Origin of the sequence: Lentilactobacillus sp. Marseille-Q4993 (assembly GCF_951230165.1) — a bacterium.
In the GTDB taxonomy this organism is placed as follows: Bacteria; Bacillota; Bacilli; order Lactobacillales; family Lactobacillaceae; genus Lentilactobacillus.
Window position 1 is genome coordinate 56,605 of record NZ_CATNVB010000005.1, and the last position, 22,382, is coordinate 78,986.

A 22,382-nucleotide genomic window follows, 5' to 3' on the forward strand; every position below is an offset into this window, starting at 1 on the left:
TCCATTACTCTTTCTTTAAATAAATTGCCCCATCTTTTTGGATAATCTTGTCTGCCTTTAATAAGTGACCAATTGCTCGCTTAAATGAAGCCTTACTTATACCGAAGTACTTTTTGATATCATCTGGACTACTCTTATCAGAAAAGTTTAGCATGCCATCCTGGCTGTGTTCCAAAGTTGCCAAAATCATTTCCGCGTCATCGCCAATTGCTTTAAACGCCAGTGGCTTAGTCGAAATATTAACTGTGCCGTCTCGCAATTCGCCAATGATTCTTCCTTCAATTACTTGACCAAGCCGTGGTTCAACTTGCCGTTCGTCTGGATGGAGAAATGCTAAATGAAAATCATCAGTCAGCAATCTAGTGCCAGCCATCTTCAATCTGTAGGCAGTGGCGGTTACTTTTTTGTTCCGAACAACTTTGGTTACTGGTCTAGAAATTGCCTGGAAGATCTCTTCATCCGCTAAGTGACCCCAAATTCTATCTTTATTATCAACCGTTAAGGTAATCATCAACTTATCACCCTCTTGTGGCCATAACTGGGCTACGGTTGGTAATTCATCTAATGAAACCACAACATCCTTATTAGGGAGGCCAATATTAACAAAGACTCCTAGACCCCGTTTTTGTTTGACAACAGTTGCGAACCCGTAGTGATCTTTTCTAATTGTTGGTACATCTCTGGTAATCTGCAACTTATGAGCTTCATTTTCATATGTGAACCCGGTAAACATTGATCCTAACTTAAGTGGTTTTTGAATTTCTTGCTTATCAAGAAGAAATGTAATTCCTTCAATCTGGACAAAATAATCTTCATCATTCTCATCAGTTACTTTACCTGTATAGACATCTGCAAGGTAGTTATTCATATTAATCTCCATTCGTTTTCTCTGAAGTAATTGTACATGTTTTTTAGCTAAAGTGCTAATCAGACTGAATTAAAACCACGGTTAATCATGTGAGTATCGGTCAAATGCTAACTATGTAAAAGCAAAAAGGATATAACCACCGATATTATCGGTACCATATCCTCTTTGCGACGGAAACCCGCCAGTGTATTAATTTAATAATCTAATTAAATTGAGCTTGAAGCACCGTGGTAGATTACTCCCCGATGTGAATCAACTGTAATTAATTCACCATCAGAAATCTTTGAAGTAGCTCCTTGGGCACCAACGATAACTGGAATACCCATTGAGATACCAACTACGGCTGCGTGTGAAGTTAAACCACCGTTTTCAACAACAACAGCAGAAGCCTTTTCAATAGCTGGCAAGTAATCCTTGTCAGTTGACTTAGTAACTAAGATACTACCTTCAGTTACTTTGCTGTTTGCATCAGCGGCGCTTTTTGCTAAAACCGCCTTACCGATAACGGTCTTGTCACCAACACCTTGGCCTTGAACTAACTTTGAGCCAATCAATTGAACTCTCATCAAGTTAGTAGTTCCACTTTCACCAACTGGAACACCAGCAGTAACGATGATCAAGTCGCCTTCCTTAGCTAAGCCAGTTTCAACTGCCTTCTTTGAAGCAAGTTCAAAGATTTCGTCAGTGCTCTTAACTTCGTCAACGAGAACTGGATGAACACCCCAGTTAACCATCAAACCACGACGAGTTCTTTCGTCGAATGTGATAGCAAGGATATCTGCATCTGGATGATACTTAGAGATCATTCTTGCAGTGTAACCTGAACGAGTTGCGGCAACGATTGTGTGAATACCAAGTTCCTTGGCAACACGAGCAACTGAGTCACCGATTGATTCAGTAACATCACTTGCATCGAACTTAGGACGTGGAGTACCAAATTCTGCAAATGCGTTTTCAGCCTTAACGTCAATTCTTGCCATAGTTGCAACTGATTCAACAGGGTAGTCACCATTAGCACTTTCACCAGAAAGCATAGTAGCATCAGTACCATCAAATACAGCGTTAGCAACGTCAGATGCTTCGGCACGCGTAGGACGTGGGTTTTCTTGCATTGAGTCAAGCATTTGAGTAGCAGTAATTACTGGCTTACCAAGTGCGTTACATTTCTTGATCAAAGATTTTTGAACCAAAGGAACGTTTTCTGCAGGAATTTCAACACCCATGTCTCCACGAGCAACCATCAAACCATCGGCAACCTTAATGATTTCGTCGAAGTTGTTGATACCTTCTTGTGATTCGATCTTAGGGAAGATTTGAACATGTTCCATGTGCTTTTCTTCCAATAATTCACGAATATCCATGATATCTTGTGGTTTACGAACAAATGATGCGGCAATGAAGTCGATATCGTGATCCAAACCAAAACGAATATCGCTTGAGTCCTTTTCAGTGATACCAGGCAAGTTGATTGAAACACCAGGGGCGTTAACACCCTTACGTGAACCAAGCAAACCGTCGTTTTGAGCGGTAACAACTAATTCCTTAGTTGCATCGTCTTTCTTTTCAATCAATGTGTCCAACAAACCATCATCGAAAAGTACGTGACCACCCTCATGAACATCATCGTAAAGTCCTGGGTAAGTAACCGCAATCTTTTCCTTAGTACCTTCAAGACTGTCGTCCATAGAAATCCGGAAAGTGTCACCGGTATGGAACTCTAACTTACCGCCTTGTTGTACAGTAGTTCTAATTTCAGCACCCTTAGTATCAAGCATGAATCCAACTGACTTACCAGTTTTCTTTTCTGCTTCGTGAACTTTGTTCATGCGGTCTTCATGTTCTGGATGATCGCCGTGTGAAAAGTTAAATCGGAAAACGTTAGCTCCTGATTCGATAAGTTGAGCAATGATGTCAACATCGGTACTGGCAGGGCCAAGCGTACTTACGATCTTAGTTTTCTTCATAAGAAATATCTCTCCTTGTTTTGTTGGACACACCAATTAATAATTAATTAACTGTCCAAATTGATTTCAATCTGTATTCTATCACTTTTAAAACCGTCTGTCTGCTACCTTTTAAGATGCTTTTTCACGTGTAAATTGCTTACAAACGCTATTTTGACGCACAAGAAAGCCCTTACTTGAGAAAAACTTCACAGAAAATTTTACTTATAAATCACATTATTTGCTCCTAAAATTGTGATTAATTGATCATTCAGCTCCTTGCTGGCAGCCAACCATAGCTTATTTCCCAACTCGATCGTTCGTTTACTATCAACTTCATGAACAACAACCGGATGATTCCCAGAATACTTATTAGCTAAACTAGTCAACTGTTCAAACACCTTCGTGGTATCCACACCAGCCTCAATTCTTAGGTACCACTTATGAGTGGATTTTTGCCGATATTTACCAGCAATGTTAGCTGCAGGAGCCATCTTATTTGCAATTATCTCTAATTGATCCCGTTTTTCAGCATTCCCATTGATTAAGACCACCATATCCTTATGAAGCCATGACTGAATATTACTAAACAGATTTGGAAAAATCGTCACCGATACCTCACCGACTTGGTCGCTCCCAGTAAGAAAAGCCATTTGCTTCCCAGTTTTAGTCCTTATTACTTTGACCTTACTAAGATAAAGAATTAAGTTGATATTCTTTTGACCATTAGTTATTACATCCGTAGTAACTGCATGAAGCTGCTGAGATAGGTCACTATATCTTTCTGTTGGATGGCCAGATAGGTAAACCCCAAGATATTCATCTTCCAAACTTAGCCGCTCAAATAAAGGCATCTCGTCCAATTTAGGAATCTTCGGCTCTAAAGCTTTAAATAGGCTCATCGAATTACCACTCAAATTGATTGAATTTATAAATTCAGGGCTAGCCTCTAACAATTCAGCTCGATTATTACTAAAACCATCAAAAGCACCAACCGCTACTAATGCTTTGATCAGATCCTCTTTTCGAAATTTTTCATCAATTCTGGCCAAAAAATTCTGAAATGATTTAAAATTACCATTTGACTGCCGTTCACTAATGATCGCCTTAACAAAGTCAGACCGAAGCCCCTTTATACTGCCAAGACCAAAGCGAATTTGGTTTTCATTGTAGCTAACCTCATAATCACTTAAATTGATATCCGGTGAAACGACTTTAACACCAACTTTCCTGGCATCCGTAACATACTGTTTGATCTTAACCGCATTGCCTCTTACGGATTTCAAAAGGGCAACGTGAAATTGACCAGGATAATGAACCTTTAAAAAAGCCAGCTCGTAGGCCATCTTACTATACGCATAAGCATGTGATTTATTGAATCCATAATTAGCAAACTTTTCAATATAGTTAAAAATATCAGCAGCCTTTGGTTCACTAATTCCATTATGCCTTGCCCCATTAATAAACTGGGCTTTCATTTTTTCCATAACGGTCAACTTTTTCTTGCTCATCGCTCGCCGTAAAATATCAGCTTCACCAAGCGTAAATCCAGCTAACTTTGAAGCCACTAACATAACTTGCTCTTGGTACACAATAACCCCATACGTTGAACTTAAAATCGGTTTTAATGAATCATCGGGGTACGTTATTTGTTGTTGGCCGTGTTTTCTAGCAATGACATCATCAATATTTTCCATTGGCCCAGGTCGGTACAAGGCATTAACTAAAGCAATATCTTCAAAACTGTCCGGCCGGAGTCGTTTCAAGACATTCCGAATACCACTTGATTCAAATTGAAAGATTCCAGCAGTATCAGCACTATCAAAAACCTGAATTACTTTTGGATCATCCAACGGAACCCTTGAGATATCTAAGTCAGACTTACCAGAACGGTTTACCTCTTTGAGGGCATCGTCAAGAATCGATAGGTTTCGTAACCCAAGAAAATCCATTTTCAGCAAACCAACCGACTCAACATAATCCTTTGAATATTGAGTCATCAACAGGCCTTCATTACCTGGTTGAACCGGAACAAGTTCAACTAAGTCGTTATCACTCAAGACGACACCAGCTGCATGGGTCGAATAGTGCCTAGGTAACCCTTCAAGTTGGGTTGCCACTTTAAACAGTTGTTCGTTTAACGATGATGATTTGACAATGGTTTGTAATTGCATTGAATTTGAATATGCATCCCTCAACGTAACGTGAATCGCGTTTGGAATCGCCTTACTCCACTTGTCTTGTTGACTGACATTGAGGCCGAATGTCCGGGCAACATCCCTAATCGCCTGCTTTGCCCCTAAAGTTCCAAACGTAATAATTTGGGCGACTCGGTCGTTACCATAAGCATGTTGAACATACTTTATTATTTCATCTCGCCTGGTATCTGGAATATCTAAATCAATATCTGGCATTTGCACCCGCTCTGGATTTAGGAATCGCTCAAACAGCAAGTCATATTTAATAGGGTCGACATCAGTAATTTGTAAAACATAGGCCACCAGTGATCCAGCCGCGGAACCCCGACCCGGACCAGTAATAATATCATGCTCATGAGCCCAAGCAATGACATCACGGACGATTAGGAAATAATCATCAAACCCCATTGAGTGAATAGTTGCTAGTTCATGGTTTAAACGGTCTTCATATGGTTGCTTATTTTGAACGTCATCAGTAGCCAACCTAGCCCCTAACCCTTTTCGACACAATGATGCCAGATATTCAGTCGCAGTTTCACCGTTGGGGGTCTTGAATCGGGGAAGATCAGGTTGCTGCTTTTTTATCTCAACGTTACAGTCAGATGCAATTGATTCGGTTTCTTTGATAGCTGCTAAAAAATGGCGCTCACGATATAAACCAGTAATTTCAACCTCTGGCCGTAAGTATGACTCACCAGCTTGCTTTGCCTTGGTTGCAGGGTCACTAATCTGTTCTCCTTGGCCGATTGCGTTCAAAACCTGTTTTAAAAAGAAATCCTGACTTCGTAGGTATAACACTGGGCTTTCAGCTACTACTTTGATTGAACAACTAGCAGCCGTTTTTTGAACAACGTCAGCCACAGAATCTGAAACGTGAAAATCTAACCCAATTCGAATTAAACTTTGATCAACCCCATTATTTACTAATGAATCAACAATAGTTGAAATTTCCCTACTTCTGCCCTGAAAAACGAGGTCGTGGGCCTCTTGACCAGAGGGTAAGATGACATAAACATCGTCAAATAATCCCTGATATTCACTCAAATTAGAATCAGGTTTTATCTGGCGAATACTACTTATTTTCATTAGGTTTTGATAGCCCTTAGCACTCTTGGCAAGCAGGAGTAGTTGATACTCTTTATCCTCTAAAACTATCCCGGAAATGGTCAGAGCCATTCCAATAATTGGTTTGATGCCATTTGCAAGGCACTGGTTATAGAACTCAACTGCCCCATACATAACATTAACGTCGGTTAGGGCTAATTCGTGGTATCCAAGCTGTTTTGCCGTGCTGACCAAGTCCTTGATTCTGACGGGACTTTGCAGCAGACTGTATGAACTTCTTACGTTTAACGGCACAAAACTCACGGTTGACCCTCCTTATTCATTACCCTATTATAGCAAAGGGCCAAGTTGATTTAGCCATAAAAATTTGATTTATTTTTAAAATAAACTGTGCTATCATTTATTTGTTAGTGAGGTGGCCAAAATGCCAAAAATTATTCTTGCAAATATCGTTGCAGTATTTTGGGCTTTTATCTACGGTGAAGTAATTGGTTATATTGCTTCTGCACTTGAGGTATTACCATATAATAAATTATCTATCGGATGTGTCGCAGCTCTTACTACGTTCATTGCCGTTAATGGTTTCTACCTTGTAAGTCGCGTAACTAAAAAGTCAAGCAACTAAGACCAATGATTAAATAAAAAAGTCAGGCAAATGCCTGACTTTTTTTATTTTTTCTGCCCGATAACAAACTTTAATTCATTTTGGTCATCAAGTGAAATCGTGACAACATCATTTGCGTGAACCTCGTTACCAACAATCATTCTTGCAACCGGGGTTTCAACAACTGTGGTAATGAACCGCTGTAACGGTCGCGCTCCGTATTGAGGATCATATCCGTTAGTGGCAATCCATTCCTTAGCAGGCTCAGTGATCATCAAAGAAATCCCCTGACTCTTCATCCGGCCCGAAAGAATATCGATAATCTTTTGAACGATTTTTTCGATGTCCTTGCGAGTTAATGGTGCAAACGTAATGACATCGTCAATCCGGTTGATAAACTCCGGCTTAAATGATCGTTTAAGTAAATCATTGACCTTCTGCTTTGCATCTGCCGAGATAGCTCCATGATCATCAGTCCCAGAAAGGAGAATATCTGATCCTAGATTAGAGGTCATTATCAAAATTGTGTTTTTAAAATCAATCAATCTGCCCTGACTATCTGTAAGGCGACCATCATCCAAAACCTGAAGAAGAATGTTAAATACATCTGGATGGGCTTTTTCAATTTCATCAAACAAAACAATGGTGTAAGGGTTACGCCGAACCGCCTCAGTTAATTGGCCACCTTCTTCGTAACCAACATATCCAGGTGCCGCCCCGACTAACCTCGAAACAGACTCCTTCTCCATGTATTCAGACATATCAATTCTGACCATGTGATTCTCAGAATCAAACAAGTCTTCTGCCAGCGCCTTTGCTAGTTCGGTTTTACCAACTCCGGTAGGTCCAAGAAACAAAAATGACCCAAGTGGTTTTGATGGGTCGTTTAATCCAGCCCGAGAACGGATAACCGCATCCGAGACGGCTTTTACAGCCTCGTCTTGACCAATTACCCGTTGATGAAGATTAGCCTCCAATTTGAGCAGTTTTTGGCGTTCTCCTTCAACCAACTTGTTCACTGGAATTCCGGTCTGGCGACTCACAACATTTGCAATTTCATCAGCAGTAACTGATTCAGAAACCAACCAATCATCGTGTTTCTGATTAGATTCCATATCCGCCAGTTTTTTCTCTAATTCGGGAATAGTACCGTGCTGCAGGATTGCCGCCTTATCAAGCTCGTAATTATTTTCAGCGTTGATCAAATCATTTTTTGCCTTGTCTAACTGCCGTTTAACATCACTTAGTTGCTCAATTGATTGTTTTTCATCAGTCCAACGAGCATTTAAGCCATTTACCTTTTCCTTAACATCAGCTAATTCCTTTTGAAGAGCGCTAAACCGTTTTTTAGAAGCGGCGTCAGTCTCTTGCTTCAAAGCAGCCTCTTCGACCTCTAACCTCATTAACTGACGGTTAGCTGAATCAAGCTCAGTGGGTTGCGAATTCATTTCAACCCGAATTTCAGCTGAAGCTTCATCGACTAAATCAATCGCCTTATCTGGCAGGAATCGGTCTGTAATGTACCGATCAGAAAGCTTGGCTGCAGAAACTAGCGCGTTATCATGAATCCGAACGCCATGGTGAATTTCTAAGCTTTCACGCAATCCCCGAAGAATCGTAATCGTGTCCTCAACGGTTGGTTCGTCAACCACCACCCGTTGGAACCGTCGTTCAAGTGCTTTATCCTTTTCCATGTACTGACGATATTCATCAAGAGTCGTTGCCCCGATTAAATGGAGTTCGCCTCTTGCCAGCATTGGTTTCAAGATATTACCGGCATCCATACTACCTTCAGCCTTACCGGCGCCAACAATGTTATGAATTTCATCAATAAACATGATGATTGAGCCTTCAGCCTTCTTAACTTCCTTAAGGACAGATTGCAACCGCTCCTCAAACTCACCACGGTACTTTGCCCCCGCAATCAAGGAACCCATATCAAGCTGAAAAATAATTTTATTTTTTAGGTTATCCGGAACATCATTACTAGCAATTCGTTTGGCTAAGCCTTCAATCACAGCCGTTTTACCAACTCCAGGAGCCCCAATTAATACCGGATTATTCTTAGTTTTACGAGAGAGAATGGTGATTACTTCAAGGATCTCTTCGTCTCGGCCAATAATTGGCCCAAGTTTGTTATCGCGAGCGGCTTTAACAAGATCAATCCCATACTTTTCTAACGCTTGATAAGAGTCTTCCTGGTTCTTGTTGACAACTTTTTGGCCACCCCTAATTTTCTCAACCACATTTCTAACTTTTTGTTCCGTGATATCTTTGCTTACTAAGTAATCCTTAAATTGGACTCCATGAAGCTGCATTAACGCAATTACAAGGGTATCAACTGCAATGTACTGATCCTCAAGCTGGTTTTTCACCTGTTCGGCATTTTGCAGCAAACTGTATAGATTAGGCGATAGGGACTGGCCATAACTAACTGTCTGCCCTTCCACCACGGCTATTGCATCGAGCTCTCTGTCCAATTCCTTTTCGGTGTCGTCAACATTTAATCCTAATTCAGAGAAAATTTGTCTTGCCAATTCTCCTGGTTGAATTAAAGCCTTAAATAAGTGGGCAATTGTAATATTTTGGTGTTTCCTAGTGTTCGCAATCGACTGAGCAGCCGAAATTGCATTTGAAACTGATTCAGTTAAATTATCTGGGTTCATTATTATCTCTCACCTTCAAATAGCAAAAAAGCTTGAAACTAAAAATTCCAAACTTTTTCAATAATTTATTTTTCTGCGTAAAGCCTAATAATTTCTAGAATAACATCAACGGCTTTTTCCATCGTTTGTTCTGATACATATTCAAACCGACCGTGCATATTTTCGCCACCAGCAAACAAGTTAGGAGTTGGTAGTCCCATAAACGAGATTTTTGAACCGTCAGTTCCACCACGAACTGGGAAGATATCTGGCGTCACCCCAACATTCTCCATTGCTTGCTTAGCAACTTCAACCACTGTTGGGTCCTTCATTATAATTTCACCCATGTTGTAGTACTCATCATGAGTAGTTGCCTTAACTCGACCCTCACCATACTTCTTGTTTAACTGATTACCAATTCCGGTAAATAACCGTTTTCTGGCTTCAAACCGGTCACGGTCATGGTCCCGAATGATGTAATCCAATTCAGCATGGTCAACAGTTCCTTCAAAATTATCAAGATGGAAGAAGCCCTGTCTGCCTTCGGTCTTTTCTGGCCGATCATAATCTGGTAATTCATTATGAAATTCAATTCCTAATTGAATTGCGTTGACCATGATTCCCTTCGCCCCTGATGGGTGGACGTTAGTACCAGTGATATCAACCTTACCTGCAGCTGCATTGAAGGTTTCATAACTTAATTCACCCTCTGGGCCACCATCAACGGTGTAGGCAACATCTGCACCAAAATCCTTAACATCAAACTTATCAGCACCAGTCCCAATTTCTTCATCGGGACCAAATCCAATCTTAATATCGCCATGTTTAATATCGGGATTGTCAATTAAATACTGAGCCATAGCGATAATTTCTGCCACTCCAGATTTATCGTCTGAACCTAAAAGAGTTGAGCCATCAGTTGTAATCAAAGTATGTCCCTGGTAATTTTTAAGATTTGGGAACACCTTTGGATCAAGGGTATACTTACCATCCTTATCCAACTTAATTATCGACTTACCATCATAATTTTCGACGATTTGAGGATTAATGTTCTCGGCATTAAAATCGGCTGTATCAATATGAGAAATAAACCCGAGGGCTGGAACTTTCTTATCTACGTTGCTAGTTAATGTGGCATAAACATAACCACTTTGGCTGTTGATATGAGCGTCTGCAAGCCCCATCTCAAGTAATTTTTTGCGTAATGAATCAATAAATTCTACTTGATTTTGAGATGAAGGGACCGTCGTCGACTTTGCGTCTGAACGAGTATTAACCTTCACAAAACTAAGAAAGTCTGGAATTAAATTTGCGTACTTTGCCATTATTAAAAGCCTCCAAAATTTTTTAAATAAAAGTAAATGGGTCCGTGTTAAGTTGAGACTCACTGATATCAATGTCCCAGCCATTTTCTTGCTTCCACTGATTAAATAATCTTGCTAGTTTGGATTTACAGATACTTTCGATATGATGACCAGGATCGATAACTGGCATATCGGAGGCTAACATATCGTGCCCGGTGTGGTAATAAACATCACCGGTGACATATACATCAGCTCCCTTGCTTTGTGCAAGTTGATAAAACTTACCACCGTCGCCACCTAAAACAGCAACCCGTTTTACTTGTCGATTAAGGTCGTTAGCAATAACCCGAAGGCCATTAACGTTGAATTTGCTCTTTAAGTTATTTGCAAAATCAGCCAGCGTCATCGACTCATCGAGAGTACCGATTCTGCCCATTGTCATTTGGTGCTTCTTGTCTTCAAGCTTAATAATATTATACAAAGGTTTGTCAAGCGGATGGACATCATAAAGTGCCTTTAGCACATCATCAAGTTTGTTTTGAAACACCTCAAACTCCAACCGGGAATCTTCCATTTCTGTCGGTTCACCCGCGGGACCAATTGTTGGGTCTGAAGTTGACTTGGGAATATAGTACACTGTTCCGTCAATAGCATAAGTGTAACCAGTATATTCGGAATTGTTTACGTCAGCCCCAGCGTCAACAAGGGACATTCTAACCGCCGCTGCATAAACCTTTGGTACTTGAACCGTTAACCTATACACTGGATCAGCATACCCGGGTACCAGTCCAGAAACATCGTGTAAGCCAATTTGTTCTGCCAGCCAATCATTCATCCCACCATCAGCAAAATCAAGGTTAGTATGGGCAGCATAAACCGTAATGTTATGTTTTAAAATATCAGCATACATTTGATTTTGCGGGTCACTTAAATCCAGATTCTTTGCCGGTCTAAACATAACCGGATGGTGAGCGAAGATAAAATCGACCCCATTATCAATTGCCTCTTGAACAACCTCTGGTCGGACATCTAAAGTTGTCATAACCTTGTGAACCTCAGCATCGAGGGAACCAAGTTGCAATCCAACAGGATCACCATCCATAGCTAGATGTTTTGGTGCAAACTTTTCAAATCGATCAACGATTTCTTGAACCTTCATTTTGCTAATACCCCCTCAATTAGTTCGATTCCCTTTGAAAATGCGGCAACTTTTGATTGATCAACCCTTGAAGCTGATTCGATATTTTTAAGTGCCATCTTCTTACGATCTAACTCTTCTTGCCACTTTGCTATAAAGGTTTCTGATTTCTCTTTACTTAAAACCGGGCCAAATTGTAGTTCAACCTCACTGTATTTAGGCGTTATGGTAGTCTTAGTGGCAACAATAATCTCGTATATATGGCCATCCTCTTCAACAATCTGTTCAGCCCTAATTTCATAAGAATTATTCATCAACCATGTTCTCACATTTTCAGAGCCAACGTTTGGTTGCAGAATTAATTTTTCATTTCCCCGTAGTCGATTTTTGCCTTCTTCAAGAATCGAGCTTATCAAACTGCCACCCATTCCGGCAATCGTAATGGCATCAAAATTATCATCAGGTTTAATTGCTGCCAGACCATCTGCTAACCTAGGTATTAATTTAGATTCAAGCCCTTCAAGTTTGATTTCGTGAATGGCATTATTCAATGGTCCCTGCCTAACTTCACCAACCACCGCAAAATCAATTACGTGATTTTTGGCCAAATAAATTGGCAGATAGGCATGATCCGAGCCAATGTCAGCTAGTCGACTCCCCTGCTCGACATAGCTACTCACTGTTGCCAATCGTTTTGATAAATGATTACTATTCATTGCTTACTCCTACTGTAAATAATACAACTATTATAATTTAAAAATCGCCAAAATAACAGGTATGAAAGCGAATAAAAAGGGATAATAGAGAAATCACTATGTTCTCCATTATCCCTTTTATTGAAAGTAACTTCTTTAGGTACTATTCCAAGAAATCCTTTAATTGCTTGCTTCGTGATGGGTGACGCAGTTTTCTGAGCGCCTTTGCCTCAATTTGTCTAATTCTTTCACGAGTAACCCCGAATACCTTACCAACTTCTTCAAGGGTTCTAGTCCGACCATCATCCAAACCAAATCGTAGTCGGAGCACGTTTTCCTCACGATCAGTCAGAGTATCAAGGACTCCCTCTAACTGTTCCTTAAGAAGCTCATAAGCAGCATGGTCAGCGGGTGAAGTTGCATCTTGATCTTCAATAAAGTCGCCAAGATGGGAGTCATCCTCTTCACCGATTGGGGTTTCAAGTGAAACTGGCTCTTGCGCGATTTTAAGGATTTCTCTAACCTTTTCGGTAGGCATATCCATTTCAGCACCAATTTCTTCAGGCAATGGTTCCCGACCAAGATCTTGAAGTAATTGACGTTGAATCCGTATCAACTTATTAATGGTTTCGACCATGTGAACCGGAATTCTAATCGTTCTAGCTTGGTCAGCAATTGCCCGGGTAATTGCTTGTCTAATCCACCAAGTTGCGTAAGTTGAGAATTTGAATCCCTTTCGGTAATCAAACTTTTCAACGGCCTTCATTAGGCCCATATTACCTTCTTGAATTAAATCAAGGAACTGCATTCCCCGACCAACGTAACGCTTAGCAATAGAAACAACCAGTCGTAAGTTGGCCTCAGCTAGTTCTTGCTTGGCCTCCTCGTCGCCACCTTCAATTCGCTTAGCAAGTGAGATTTCCTCATCAGCACTAAGCAATGAAACCCGACCGATTTCCTTAAGATACATCCGAACTGGGTCGTTGATCTTTACTCCAGTTGGCGCTGAAACATCAGACAGTTCCTTTTTTGTGACCTTCTTAGCAGCATCGATTGCCCGTGGATCTGGATCACCATTTTCATCAACGACACTAATTCCTGAATCCTCGATATCTTCAAGTAATTCTTCGATTTCTTTTTCATCAAGAGTATAGGGGTTAATGATTTTTTCATTCAAATCATCATAGGTAATGTGGCCAATTGGTTTATTTTTCTTAACAATCTCACTAAAAACTTTGTGATATGCTTTTTCTTCGTCTTTTGAGGCCGCGTTCTTTTTCTTGTTTACATCTTTACTACTTTTACTGTTTGCCATTAAAAATGCCTCCTGAGTTAAACCCGCTGTGATGCTTGCTTTTGCTGTTCCAACCTAACGATTTCAATCGTAAGTTGTCTTTGACGATCAACGTCGCCAATTGTTGATGCTTCTCTAAGTTCAGCCCTTTTTTGCTTTAATTGAGATTCAATGGGAGCTAACTTCATAATAACATCAATATAATTTTGAATTTCATTTTCACCGACGTTTTCTGGTAAATCCAACGTATCAATTTCAATCAATAGGCTTTGAAGTGAATTTTCCTTCACGAAATTACTGAAATTAGCAACGCTGAATTCATCAAACTTGGTAAAGTAACCCTCGGCGAGCAGATAAAGCATCTGATACTCTTCATCTACAAACGAAAATCCTTCTGTTCCTTGAATCTGTAACCAGATGTCATGATCGTTCAACATCCTATTCATGAGTCTTGCCTCAGCAATCTGAACTGCATTCCGCTTAATCTGACTCTGGGATTGAACATGAGGAACCATTTGTGGCTGTTGGCCACGGTGACCATCGTTAATTGAAACAACATTGGTACTTCTTTTTACGAGCGGTGCCAATTGGTCTACTAACAATGTTTTATCTACTTTAAATTCTTCCGCCAACTGATTTAAATATAAATCACGCGTAACAGCTGAGTTTTGCTTAGCAATTACTTCAATCGCTGCACTTATATAGTCTGTAGAGTCTGTCTGAGACTTAAGATTGAACTGTTGCTTTAAAAACCGAAGTTCGAAATCAATTGGGGCCTCGGCGTGGGAAATCAGTTCATCAAAACTATCCTTGCCCCGTTGCTTGATAAACTCATCTGGATCCAATCCATCTGGAATACTAACAACCTTCGGCTGGACTTTTGACGACTTAGCAAACGTTTCAATTGCTCTTTTGATAGCATTTTGCCCAGGCTCATCACCATCGTAACAAATAATTACTGAATTAGTAATTCTAGAGATGTCGTAAACCTGCTGCTCCGTCAAACTAGTTCCCATTGAGGCCATTCCCGTATGAATTCCCGCCTGGTCTGCGGAAATCACATCCATAAATCCTTCAAGCAGAATGGCCGGATTGTTTTTTCTTACCTGGCGTCGTGCCTCATCTAAATTAAAGAGAACTTTCCGCTTGTTAAAAATCTCAGTTTCGGGACTGTTCAAATACTTTGGCATATCTGGATTGCTATGAACCTGACGACCAGAAAAGCCAATCGTTTGACCACTTTCATTTCTGATTGGGAACATCAGCCGGTCAACGAACCGATCATACAGGTTTCCTTGATCATCCTGTGAAAACAATCCGGATTTTCCTAACAAACCACTATCTATTTTCCGTTCTTCAAAGAATGGCTTTAATAGTCGCTGCGTTGGAGCAAAGCCAATCTTATATTTTTCAATCGTTTCATCAGTCAATCCACGGTTCTTGATGTACTGAAGGGCTTCTTGACCTAGCTTCGTGTTAATTAACACGTGATGGTAGAGCGAAACCGCCTGCTCGTGTAAATCAATCAATTGTGATTGACTTGACGTCTGTTGATTTCCTTCGCTATTTCCGGCGTCCAAATACTTGTCATCTAGCTGAATATTCTGCATCGTGGCAACTTTTCGGACTGCTTCTGGGAAGGAAATATTTTCAATTTCCATCAGAAATTTAAAAACATTTCCACCCCGACCACAACTAAAACAATGAAAAATTTGCTTGTCTTCATTTACCGAAAACGATGGTGTCCGCTCTTCGTGAAACGGACAAAGGCCAAACAGGTTCTTCCCTGATTGACTTAATTGCACGTACTGTGAGACAACATCAACGATGTTAACCTGAGAACGCACCTGTTCAATGACATCCTCTGGAATCTTAACCAACGCCATCGCCTCCACTTCCATTCGATATTCCGGCAAAAGGTCGCACTTATTCAGTGCGACCCTTTTATTAGCGATACATAGATTATAATATCATATTTGATTAATTCAAACAATCAAACTATCCCTTAACAATTAATTTATCAAGGTCTCCTAAGTGAAGAATCATCCGAGCAATAATCGTCAATTGACTAAGTCGGTTATTCTTTTTAGCTTCGTCCTTGTCCATAACCATCGTAGCGTCAAAGTATTCGTTGATAATGTCCTTTAGTCCTGCTAAATCGGTAAAGGCCTTATCCGCAGATTCAGAATAGAATCCGTCAACGATATCATTAACCGCCTTATTTAACTTACCTTCCGAATCGTTATCAAACAATGACTCGTCTACAGATAGCTGTTGCCCACTAAAGTCAGCCTTAGTTGAAATTCTTTGAACTCGAGTGAGTGATTCAACTACCGCTTTGAAGTTATCGTCATTCTTATGATCATTCAAACTTTCAGCCGAGTCAATGTTAAACAGAATATCAGTTGCTGATCCGTTAGTAACCGCATCACTGATATCATAGCTGATACCATCATCATTCAAGAATTGTTTGATTCGATCCTTAAAGAAGCTAACGATATCATCAAACTCTGCTTTTTGATCAAAATTAGGAGCGACATTTTGCTTAGTTTCAAGGTCAACGACCGTATTCATCATCTCTTCAAGGTCAAAGTCCCACTTCTCATCAGCAACAATTCTAACGATTCCTGAAGCTTGTCGTCTTAATGCATATGGATCATTAGAACCACTTGGAATCATCCCTGCTCCGAAGAAAGTCATGATTGAGTCTAATTTATCCGCAATTGCAAGAACTGCTCCAACCTTAGTCTCGGGGAGAGCTGAATTTGCAGAGATTGGCATGTAGTGTTCACGAATGGCAGTAGCAACAGCCTCATTTTCGCCAAACAGCCGTGCGTACTTATCTCCCATTACCCCTTGAAGTTCAGCGAACTCGCCAACCATGCCAGTAACTAGGTCAAACTTGTAAATTTGGCTTGCTCGTTGCAAATCATTCTTCTGCTCATCATTAAATCCAAGATAATCTGCTAGTTGGCTACTAATAACGCCAACTCGTTGCATCTTTTCATACATAGTTGAAATCTTATCGTGGAAACTAACCTTCTTCAACTTATCAACGTAATCGTTGATGGTTAATTTTTGGTCCTCTTCGTAGAAGAACATTGCGTCTTCAAGTCTAGCCGTTAACACTTTTTCGTTACCGGCACTGACGTTTTCGATAAACTTATCATTACCGTTTCTAACTGAAACAAAATCTGGCAGTAACTTACCATTCTTATCGGTGACGTAGAAGAACCGTTGGTGATCACGCATCGAAGTAATCAGTACTTCATCAGGAATTTTAAGGTACTTTTCATCAAATTTACCAGAGAAAGCGGTTGGCCATTCAACTAAGTTATTAACCTCTTCAAGTAAGGCCTCATCAATGTTGATTGTCCAATTGTTTTTGGTAGCAATATCAGCAATTTGTTTTCTAATTAAGTCTTTTCGTTTGGTAGCATCAGCGATCACAAATTGCTCAGTCAACTTTTCCTCATATTCATCAGCATTTGGAATCTCAACTGATTTACCAAGGAAACGATGGCCGTTTGAAACTCGATCTGAAGTAACATCTAGGATAGATAGTGGAATCACTTTGTCATTCAGCAACGCAACAATCCACTTGATTGGTCGAATATATTCAAATGAATACTCGCCCCACTTCATTAACGTTGGGAAAGTCATTGACTTAATCACTTGATCAAAGCCAGCCAAAATTTCTTCTACCGGTTTACCAGCGATGTGCTTATCAACGTATACATAATCAACACCCTTAATTTCCTTAAAGGTGATGTCATCAACAGTTGCGCCTTGACCCCTAGTGAATCCGATTGCAGCTTTTGACCAATTACCATCGGCATCTTGAGCAATTTTTTTAGCGGGACCCTTAACTGACTTATCTATATCTGGTTGCTTTTCTCCGAGACCGTTGATTTTAAGAGTCAACCTTCGAGGAGTACTAAAAGTATCAATACTTTCAAAATCAATTCTTTCTTCCTTAAGGTAATCAGCTGCTCGTTTCTTAAATTGTTGAATACTTGGAGTAACAACGTGAGCAGGCATTTCTTCAAGCCCGATTTCTAATAAAAAGTTCTTAGCCATTATTTATCCTCCTCGTCTTTCAATAATTCTTGGCGTTTAGCTTCGTCTTTGATTAGTGGGAAACCAAGCTTCTTTCGTTCTTCAACGAATTCCTTGGCAACCGCTCTTGCCATATTTCTGATTCTTGATAAGAAACCAGCCCGTTCAGTAACTGATACGGCACCACGAGCATCAAGCAAATTGAATGTATGACTACATTTAAGAATGTAGTCATAAGCTGGATGAACTAAATTCATATCGAGTAACCGCTTAGCCTCTTTTTCATATGAATCAAAGAAACTCATAAGCATTTCCTGATTACTTTCCTCAAAACTATACTTTGAGTGCTCAAATTCTGGTTCCTTGAAGATATCACCATACTTAACCCCATCAGACCATTCTAGGTCAAACACAGAGTTAACGTTTTGAATATAAGATGAAAGTCTCTCTAGTCCGTAGGTAATTTCAGATGCGACAGGATCCATCTCAAGACCACCAACGATTTGGAAATAAGTAAACTGGGTGATTTCCATCCCGTCTAGCCAAACTTCCCAACCAACACCGGCACAACCCATTGATGGGTTCTCCCAGTTATCTTCAACAAATCGGATATCATGTTCTAGGGGATCAATACCCAATTCTTTTAAACTACCTAGGTAAAGCTCTTGGATGTTTTCTGGAGATGGTTTCATAATTACTTGGAATTGATGATGTTGATACAACCGATTGGGGTTTTCACCATACCGACCATCCGCAGGCCTTCTTGATGGTTCAATGTAGGCGGCGTTCCAAGGTTCTGGCCCGACGGCTCTTAAAAAGGTGTATGGGCTCATTGTTCCGGCCCCCTTTTCGGTATCGTAGGCTTGCATCAACATGCAGCCCTGGGCTGACCAATATTGTTGTAAACGCAAAATAATTTGTTGAACTGATAAACTTTCAGTCATCTTTAATTTCCTCCTAAGAAAAAAGCCCCTATGCTTGAATAGACTACCTCATCAGTAATCTTCAAACATAGGGACGAATAATTCGCGGTTCCACCCTACTTCTGACAAACGTCAGCGCTTAATTACATAGCTCAGAGAGTGCCAACGGAACAAACGGTTTTGGTCAGCTTTCACCATCCCGACCTCGTTGAAAAAACCAGTCATTCCTAATCTCTCGTCAACGCTAAATATTAAATTCAAAATTAATCATAGTTTAAGAACCCCCGAATGTCAACGGGGCACTACAGTTTAAACTTACCAAGTTGATCAAGAAACTTCTTGCTTTTTGGATAAATTCCAACCGTTTCACTATAGATTTTATCAATGACTAACCTTAAGTTCTTCTTCGTGTCATCAGAAACGTCAATCGTTCCCAATTTATTCAAATCAACTACTGAGAACAATCTGAGTAGGTAAATCGTCTTTGCCGGCAAATGCATCCGATAACGATCCAACTGCCAGTGATTTGAACACAAAAGGCCACCATAGGCCTCAGAATAGTCAAACGGCAAGTCTGTCCGATGACAAACGGCACAATCTCGCCAGTCCGGCTCAACGCCAAAGCTTGATAGTAATTGAACCTCAAAGATATTAGTAATTATTTCAGAATCATATCCACTATCAATTAACTTGAGCCCTGTGAGTAGCTTACTGTACCACTCTGGCTGAGGGACCCCGTCCGGAAAAGCCATGTCAATCAGCGACATAATATACGTCGCGTATGCATTTCTAGTGATATCTTCAGCGATATTTTGAAACATCCTGTAACTTTTAGGGTCACCTATGTATGAAAGGCCAGAATCCCGAATGTCTCCGGTATACTCACCGGTGGTAAACGGCATAATTGCAGCTCTCATTTTAAATTTTGGTCGTTTAGCTCCCCTAACAAAAAACATCTTTTTGCCAAACTGCTTAGTTAAGAATTTAACCAGCAAATCGTTATCACGATAGGGTTTAGTGTACAAAATAATTCCACTAAAATCGGTAATCTTACCCTTCATAAATCAACCTCTAATCACTTAACGACCGTATACTCATCAATTGTCTTACCGTTCTTATCCTTTAAAACAAGCCAGCTGTTGGTCCCAGCATAGTAAAGAAACGAGCCAACTTCATTGACGCTCTTCAGAATAACATCTTCGCTGGTCACAAAATCAGTAATCTGTTGTTCATGTTCCTGTCTAAGTTGGTTACCAAACTTAACTGCGATTCCAATTGACCCATCTTTATTTAACGGAACGTCTTGGCGTAACTTGGCGCCAGCAATAATCTTCATTTGATTTCGTTTTACCCACTTAACCTCAGCGACTGCATTTTCGTAGTTAACAAAGAAACTGATGTCACTGATTTCTTTGCGCCATCTGTGTTGCGCTTTTGCGGGTTTTCGTTTTGGCTTTTCGAGAAGGATCCCGAACATAGCCATTACTTTCAATAACCCAGATCCGACATTATTCACCGGCATCTCCATGTTTGTAGGAACTTTGGTATCAGCAAAATCCCTAACAATATTAATTTTGCCATCCTCCAGAGTTTGCGCCAAAAAACGAGCCAAATAAATAGGCTCGAAATCAAAAGAATCCGTCTTAACGGTGATTGTCCGACTAAACTTAAACTCTGGCTGAAATTCGCCATTTCCAACAGAGATAGCAACTGGTGTCATTCCATCAACAAGAATAACAATATCATTGGAATTAATCTGCGAATCAGCAACGCCATCAGTAATTCGTAAATTATAGTCACCATTGATATTGATAACTTCATCCGTAATTTCTACTGATAAATTGATTGTCATTGCTAACTGCCACCTTTTGGTTAGTAATTATCTTTACGATAACCATACGATTGGAGAAGCGAACTCTTGTCCCGCCACTTTGGTTGAACTTTTACCCAAAGTTCAAGAAAGACTTTATTACCAGTTAGATTTTCAATGTCTTTTCTGGCATAAGTCCCAATTTTCTTAAGCATTGAGCCACCCTTACCAATTACAATTGCCTTTTGACCGTCCCGCTCAACAATAATTGTTGCAGAAATATGAAGCCGGTCGTTATCGTTCTTGATACTCTCAACGTAAACCGCCGTTGCAGTTGGAATCTCTTGCCTAGTCAACTGAAAAACCTTCTCACGAATCAATTCTGAGATAACAAATCGTTCTGGGTGATCTGTTATTTGATCAGCTGGGTAGTATTGAGGACCCTCTGGCAGTTCAGCAATTAGGGTATCAACTAACTGGGGAACATTGTTACCTTCAAGTGCAGAAATTGGGAAAGCTTCTTTGAATGGCAATGCAGCCTTGTACTGTTCAATGACAGACAAAACATCGTCCGGAGAAATCTGATCAATTTTGTTGATTATCAGATAAATTGGCTTATCAACTTCCTTAAGGCGCTCAATAATAAAATTGTCACCTGCTCCCCGTCTCTCCGTGGCATTAACCATGAAAAGAACTGCATCCACCTCTTTTAGAGCTGAGAGAGCAGAATCAACCATAAAATTGCCTAGCTCATCCTTGGGCTTATGAACACCCGGAGTATCAATAAAGACGATTTGAGCATCATCGTTCGTGAAAACTCCTTGGATTTTATTTCTAGTTGTTTGAGCTTTATCACTCATAATAGCGACCTTAGCTCCGACAACTCTGTTTAAGAACGTTGATTTTCCAACGTTTGGTCGACCAACAATTGCTACGAACCCTGACCTAAATTCTTTATTTTCCATCTTTTCCCCTTATCTAAGCAAATCTATAATTCTAGGTATGAATATCAAACAACCAATGATAAAAGCGAAGAATGCAGACAACAATACACCACCAGCACCAATGTCCTTTGCCCGTTTAGCCAGTGAATCGTACTTATTGCCGACTATCAAATCAACCACGTTTTCAACTATGGTGTTCAGAACTTCAGACCCCATCACTGAGAAGAATGACGCAATCAGCCACATCCATTCATTGATCTTGATTTGAAAAACTAACCCCATAGCTAACATAAATAACGAAATAAAGATATCAAACCGAAAATTTCGCTCTTCTTTTATAAGCCGACCGATTCCAGCAACAGCATGGCCTAATGATTGAGTGAAGCGTTTGTTCTTACCGACTTGGCGTTTATCTTTTGAGGCCATAGGCGTTTAAAATTTCCTTTTGCAAAGGGAACATCACATCGGCGTCCTCTTTCTTCATATGATCATAACCATTCAAATGAAGAAAACCATGAACTACAAGAAAGCCTAATTCACGCTGGAATGAGTGCTCTAGGTAATCTGCTTGCTCCGTAACTTTGTCAACTGACACAAAAATATCGCCAATATTTTCAGGAATCTCATCAGCCATATCCTCATCCAAAACAATTGGAAAATCGTCGTCTGAGTCATCCTCAATTGCAAAACTAATTACATCGGTTGGCCGATCAACATTCCGGTACTCCCGATTGATTCGCTGAATTTCATCGTTGTTTACCAAAGTTACTGACATTTCGGCATTATCCTTCAAATGAATATACGAACCCGCAAAATTAAGCACGTCTCGAATAAGCTTAATATCTTCCTCTGAAACTTTATCTGTTGTTTTATCGTAAATCTCTAAGTCCAT

General features: G+C 40.2%; 17 protein-coding genes. 1 reads left to right on the forward strand and 16 read right to left on the reverse strand.

All coding sequences use genetic code 11. From position 1 onward, the window contains the following. Nucleotides 1-4: 4 nt before the first annotated feature. From QOW94_RS03465 to dnaE, 3 genes are all read right to left on the reverse strand, one after another. A complete protein-coding gene (locus QOW94_RS03465; protein ID WP_283678818.1) occupies nucleotides 5-868 on the reverse strand; it encodes a CvfB family protein in 864 nt (287 codons plus the stop codon). Nucleotides 869-1,074: 206 nt separating this feature from the next. Beyond that, nucleotides 1,075-2,832, reverse strand: a complete 1,758-nt coding sequence (gene pyk / locus QOW94_RS03470) for a pyruvate kinase (protein ID WP_283678781.1) — start codon at nucleotides 2,830-2,832, stop codon at nucleotides 1,075-1,077. Nucleotides 2,833-3,032: 200 nt separating this feature from the next. After that, entirely contained in the window at nucleotides 3,033-6,377 is a 3,345-nt protein-coding gene (dnaE, locus tag QOW94_RS03475) for a DNA polymerase III subunit alpha (protein ID WP_283678782.1), read from the reverse strand. Between the two features lie 121 nt (nucleotides 6,378-6,498). Here dnaE and QOW94_RS03480 point away from each other — a divergent pair, with 121 nt between their 5' ends. Beyond that, nucleotides 6,499-6,699, forward strand: a complete 201-nt coding sequence (locus QOW94_RS03480) for a DUF2929 family protein (RefSeq protein ID WP_283678783.1) — start codon at nucleotides 6,499-6,501, stop codon at nucleotides 6,697-6,699. 44 nt (nucleotides 6,700-6,743) lie between these two features. Here the strand turns inward: QOW94_RS03480 and clpB are convergent, their stop codons facing one another. The 13 genes from clpB to ybeY all read right to left on the reverse strand — a co-directional run bounded on the left by clpB (nucleotide 6,744) and on the right by ybeY (nucleotide 22,382). After that, nucleotides 6,744-9,344 carry an ATP-dependent chaperone ClpB gene (gene clpB, locus QOW94_RS03485; protein ID WP_283678785.1) on the reverse strand — a complete coding sequence of 867 codons (2,601 nt, stop codon included), beginning with the start codon at nucleotides 9,342-9,344 and terminating at the stop codon, nucleotides 6,744-6,746. A gap of 65 nt (nucleotides 9,345-9,409) precedes the next feature. Beyond that, nucleotides 9,410-10,648, reverse strand: a complete 1,239-nt coding sequence (gene pepT / locus QOW94_RS03490; protein ID WP_283678786.1) for a peptidase T — start codon at nucleotides 10,646-10,648, stop codon at nucleotides 9,410-9,412. Nucleotides 10,649-10,670: 22 nt separating this feature from the next. Continuing rightward, nucleotides 10,671-11,786, reverse strand: coding sequence for a Nif3-like dinuclear metal center hexameric protein (locus QOW94_RS03495; protein ID WP_283678787.1), 1,116 nt, complete (start codon nucleotides 11,784-11,786; stop codon nucleotides 10,671-10,673). Beyond that, nucleotides 11,783-12,481 (reverse strand): tRNA (adenine(22)-N(1))-methyltransferase, encoded by a 699-nt coding sequence (locus QOW94_RS03500; RefSeq protein ID WP_283678788.1) that lies wholly within the window; start codon nucleotides 12,479-12,481, stop codon nucleotides 11,783-11,785. Before QOW94_RS03500 ends, QOW94_RS03495 begins: the two co-directional genes overlap by 4 nt. Before the next feature lie 142 nt (nucleotides 12,482-12,623). Beyond that, a complete protein-coding gene (gene rpoD, locus QOW94_RS03505; RefSeq protein ID WP_283678789.1) occupies nucleotides 12,624-13,775 on the reverse strand; it encodes an RNA polymerase sigma factor RpoD in 1,152 nt (383 codons plus the stop codon). 17 nt (nucleotides 13,776-13,792) lie between these two features. Next, complete coding sequence (dnaG, locus tag QOW94_RS03510) at nucleotides 13,793-15,640, reverse strand: DNA primase (protein ID WP_283678791.1); 1,848 nt, start codon at nucleotides 15,638-15,640, stop codon at nucleotides 13,793-13,795. Nucleotides 15,641-15,752: 112 nt separating this feature from the next. Then, entirely contained in the window at nucleotides 15,753-17,834 is a 2,082-nt protein-coding gene (gene glyS, locus QOW94_RS03515) for a glycine--tRNA ligase subunit beta (protein ID WP_283678793.1), read from the reverse strand. After that, entirely contained in the window at nucleotides 17,834-18,757 is a 924-nt protein-coding gene (glyQ, locus tag QOW94_RS03520) for a glycine--tRNA ligase subunit alpha (RefSeq protein WP_283678794.1), read from the reverse strand. The genes glyS and glyQ overlap by 1 nt, the downstream gene beginning before the upstream one ends. 281 nt (nucleotides 18,758-19,038) lie before the next feature. Next, nucleotides 19,039-19,797, reverse strand: a complete 759-nt coding sequence (recO, locus tag QOW94_RS03525; RefSeq protein WP_283678795.1) for a DNA repair protein RecO — start codon at nucleotides 19,795-19,797, stop codon at nucleotides 19,039-19,041. 14 nt (nucleotides 19,798-19,811) lie between these two features. Beyond that, complete coding sequence (locus QOW94_RS03530) at nucleotides 19,812-20,588, reverse strand: hypothetical protein (protein WP_283678796.1); 777 nt, start codon at nucleotides 20,586-20,588, stop codon at nucleotides 19,812-19,814. Between the two features lie 20 nt (nucleotides 20,589-20,608). Further along, a complete protein-coding gene (era, locus tag QOW94_RS03535) occupies nucleotides 20,609-21,511 on the reverse strand; it encodes a GTPase Era (RefSeq protein WP_283678797.1) in 903 nt (300 codons plus the stop codon). Between the two features lie 9 nt (nucleotides 21,512-21,520). After that, nucleotides 21,521-21,916, reverse strand: coding sequence for a diacylglycerol kinase family protein (locus QOW94_RS03540; RefSeq protein ID WP_283678798.1), 396 nt, complete (start codon nucleotides 21,914-21,916; stop codon nucleotides 21,521-21,523). Continuing rightward, nucleotides 21,900-22,382, reverse strand: a complete 483-nt coding sequence (ybeY, locus tag QOW94_RS03545; protein WP_283678799.1) for an rRNA maturation RNase YbeY — start codon at nucleotides 22,380-22,382, stop codon at nucleotides 21,900-21,902. The genes QOW94_RS03540 and ybeY overlap by 17 nt, the downstream gene beginning before the upstream one ends.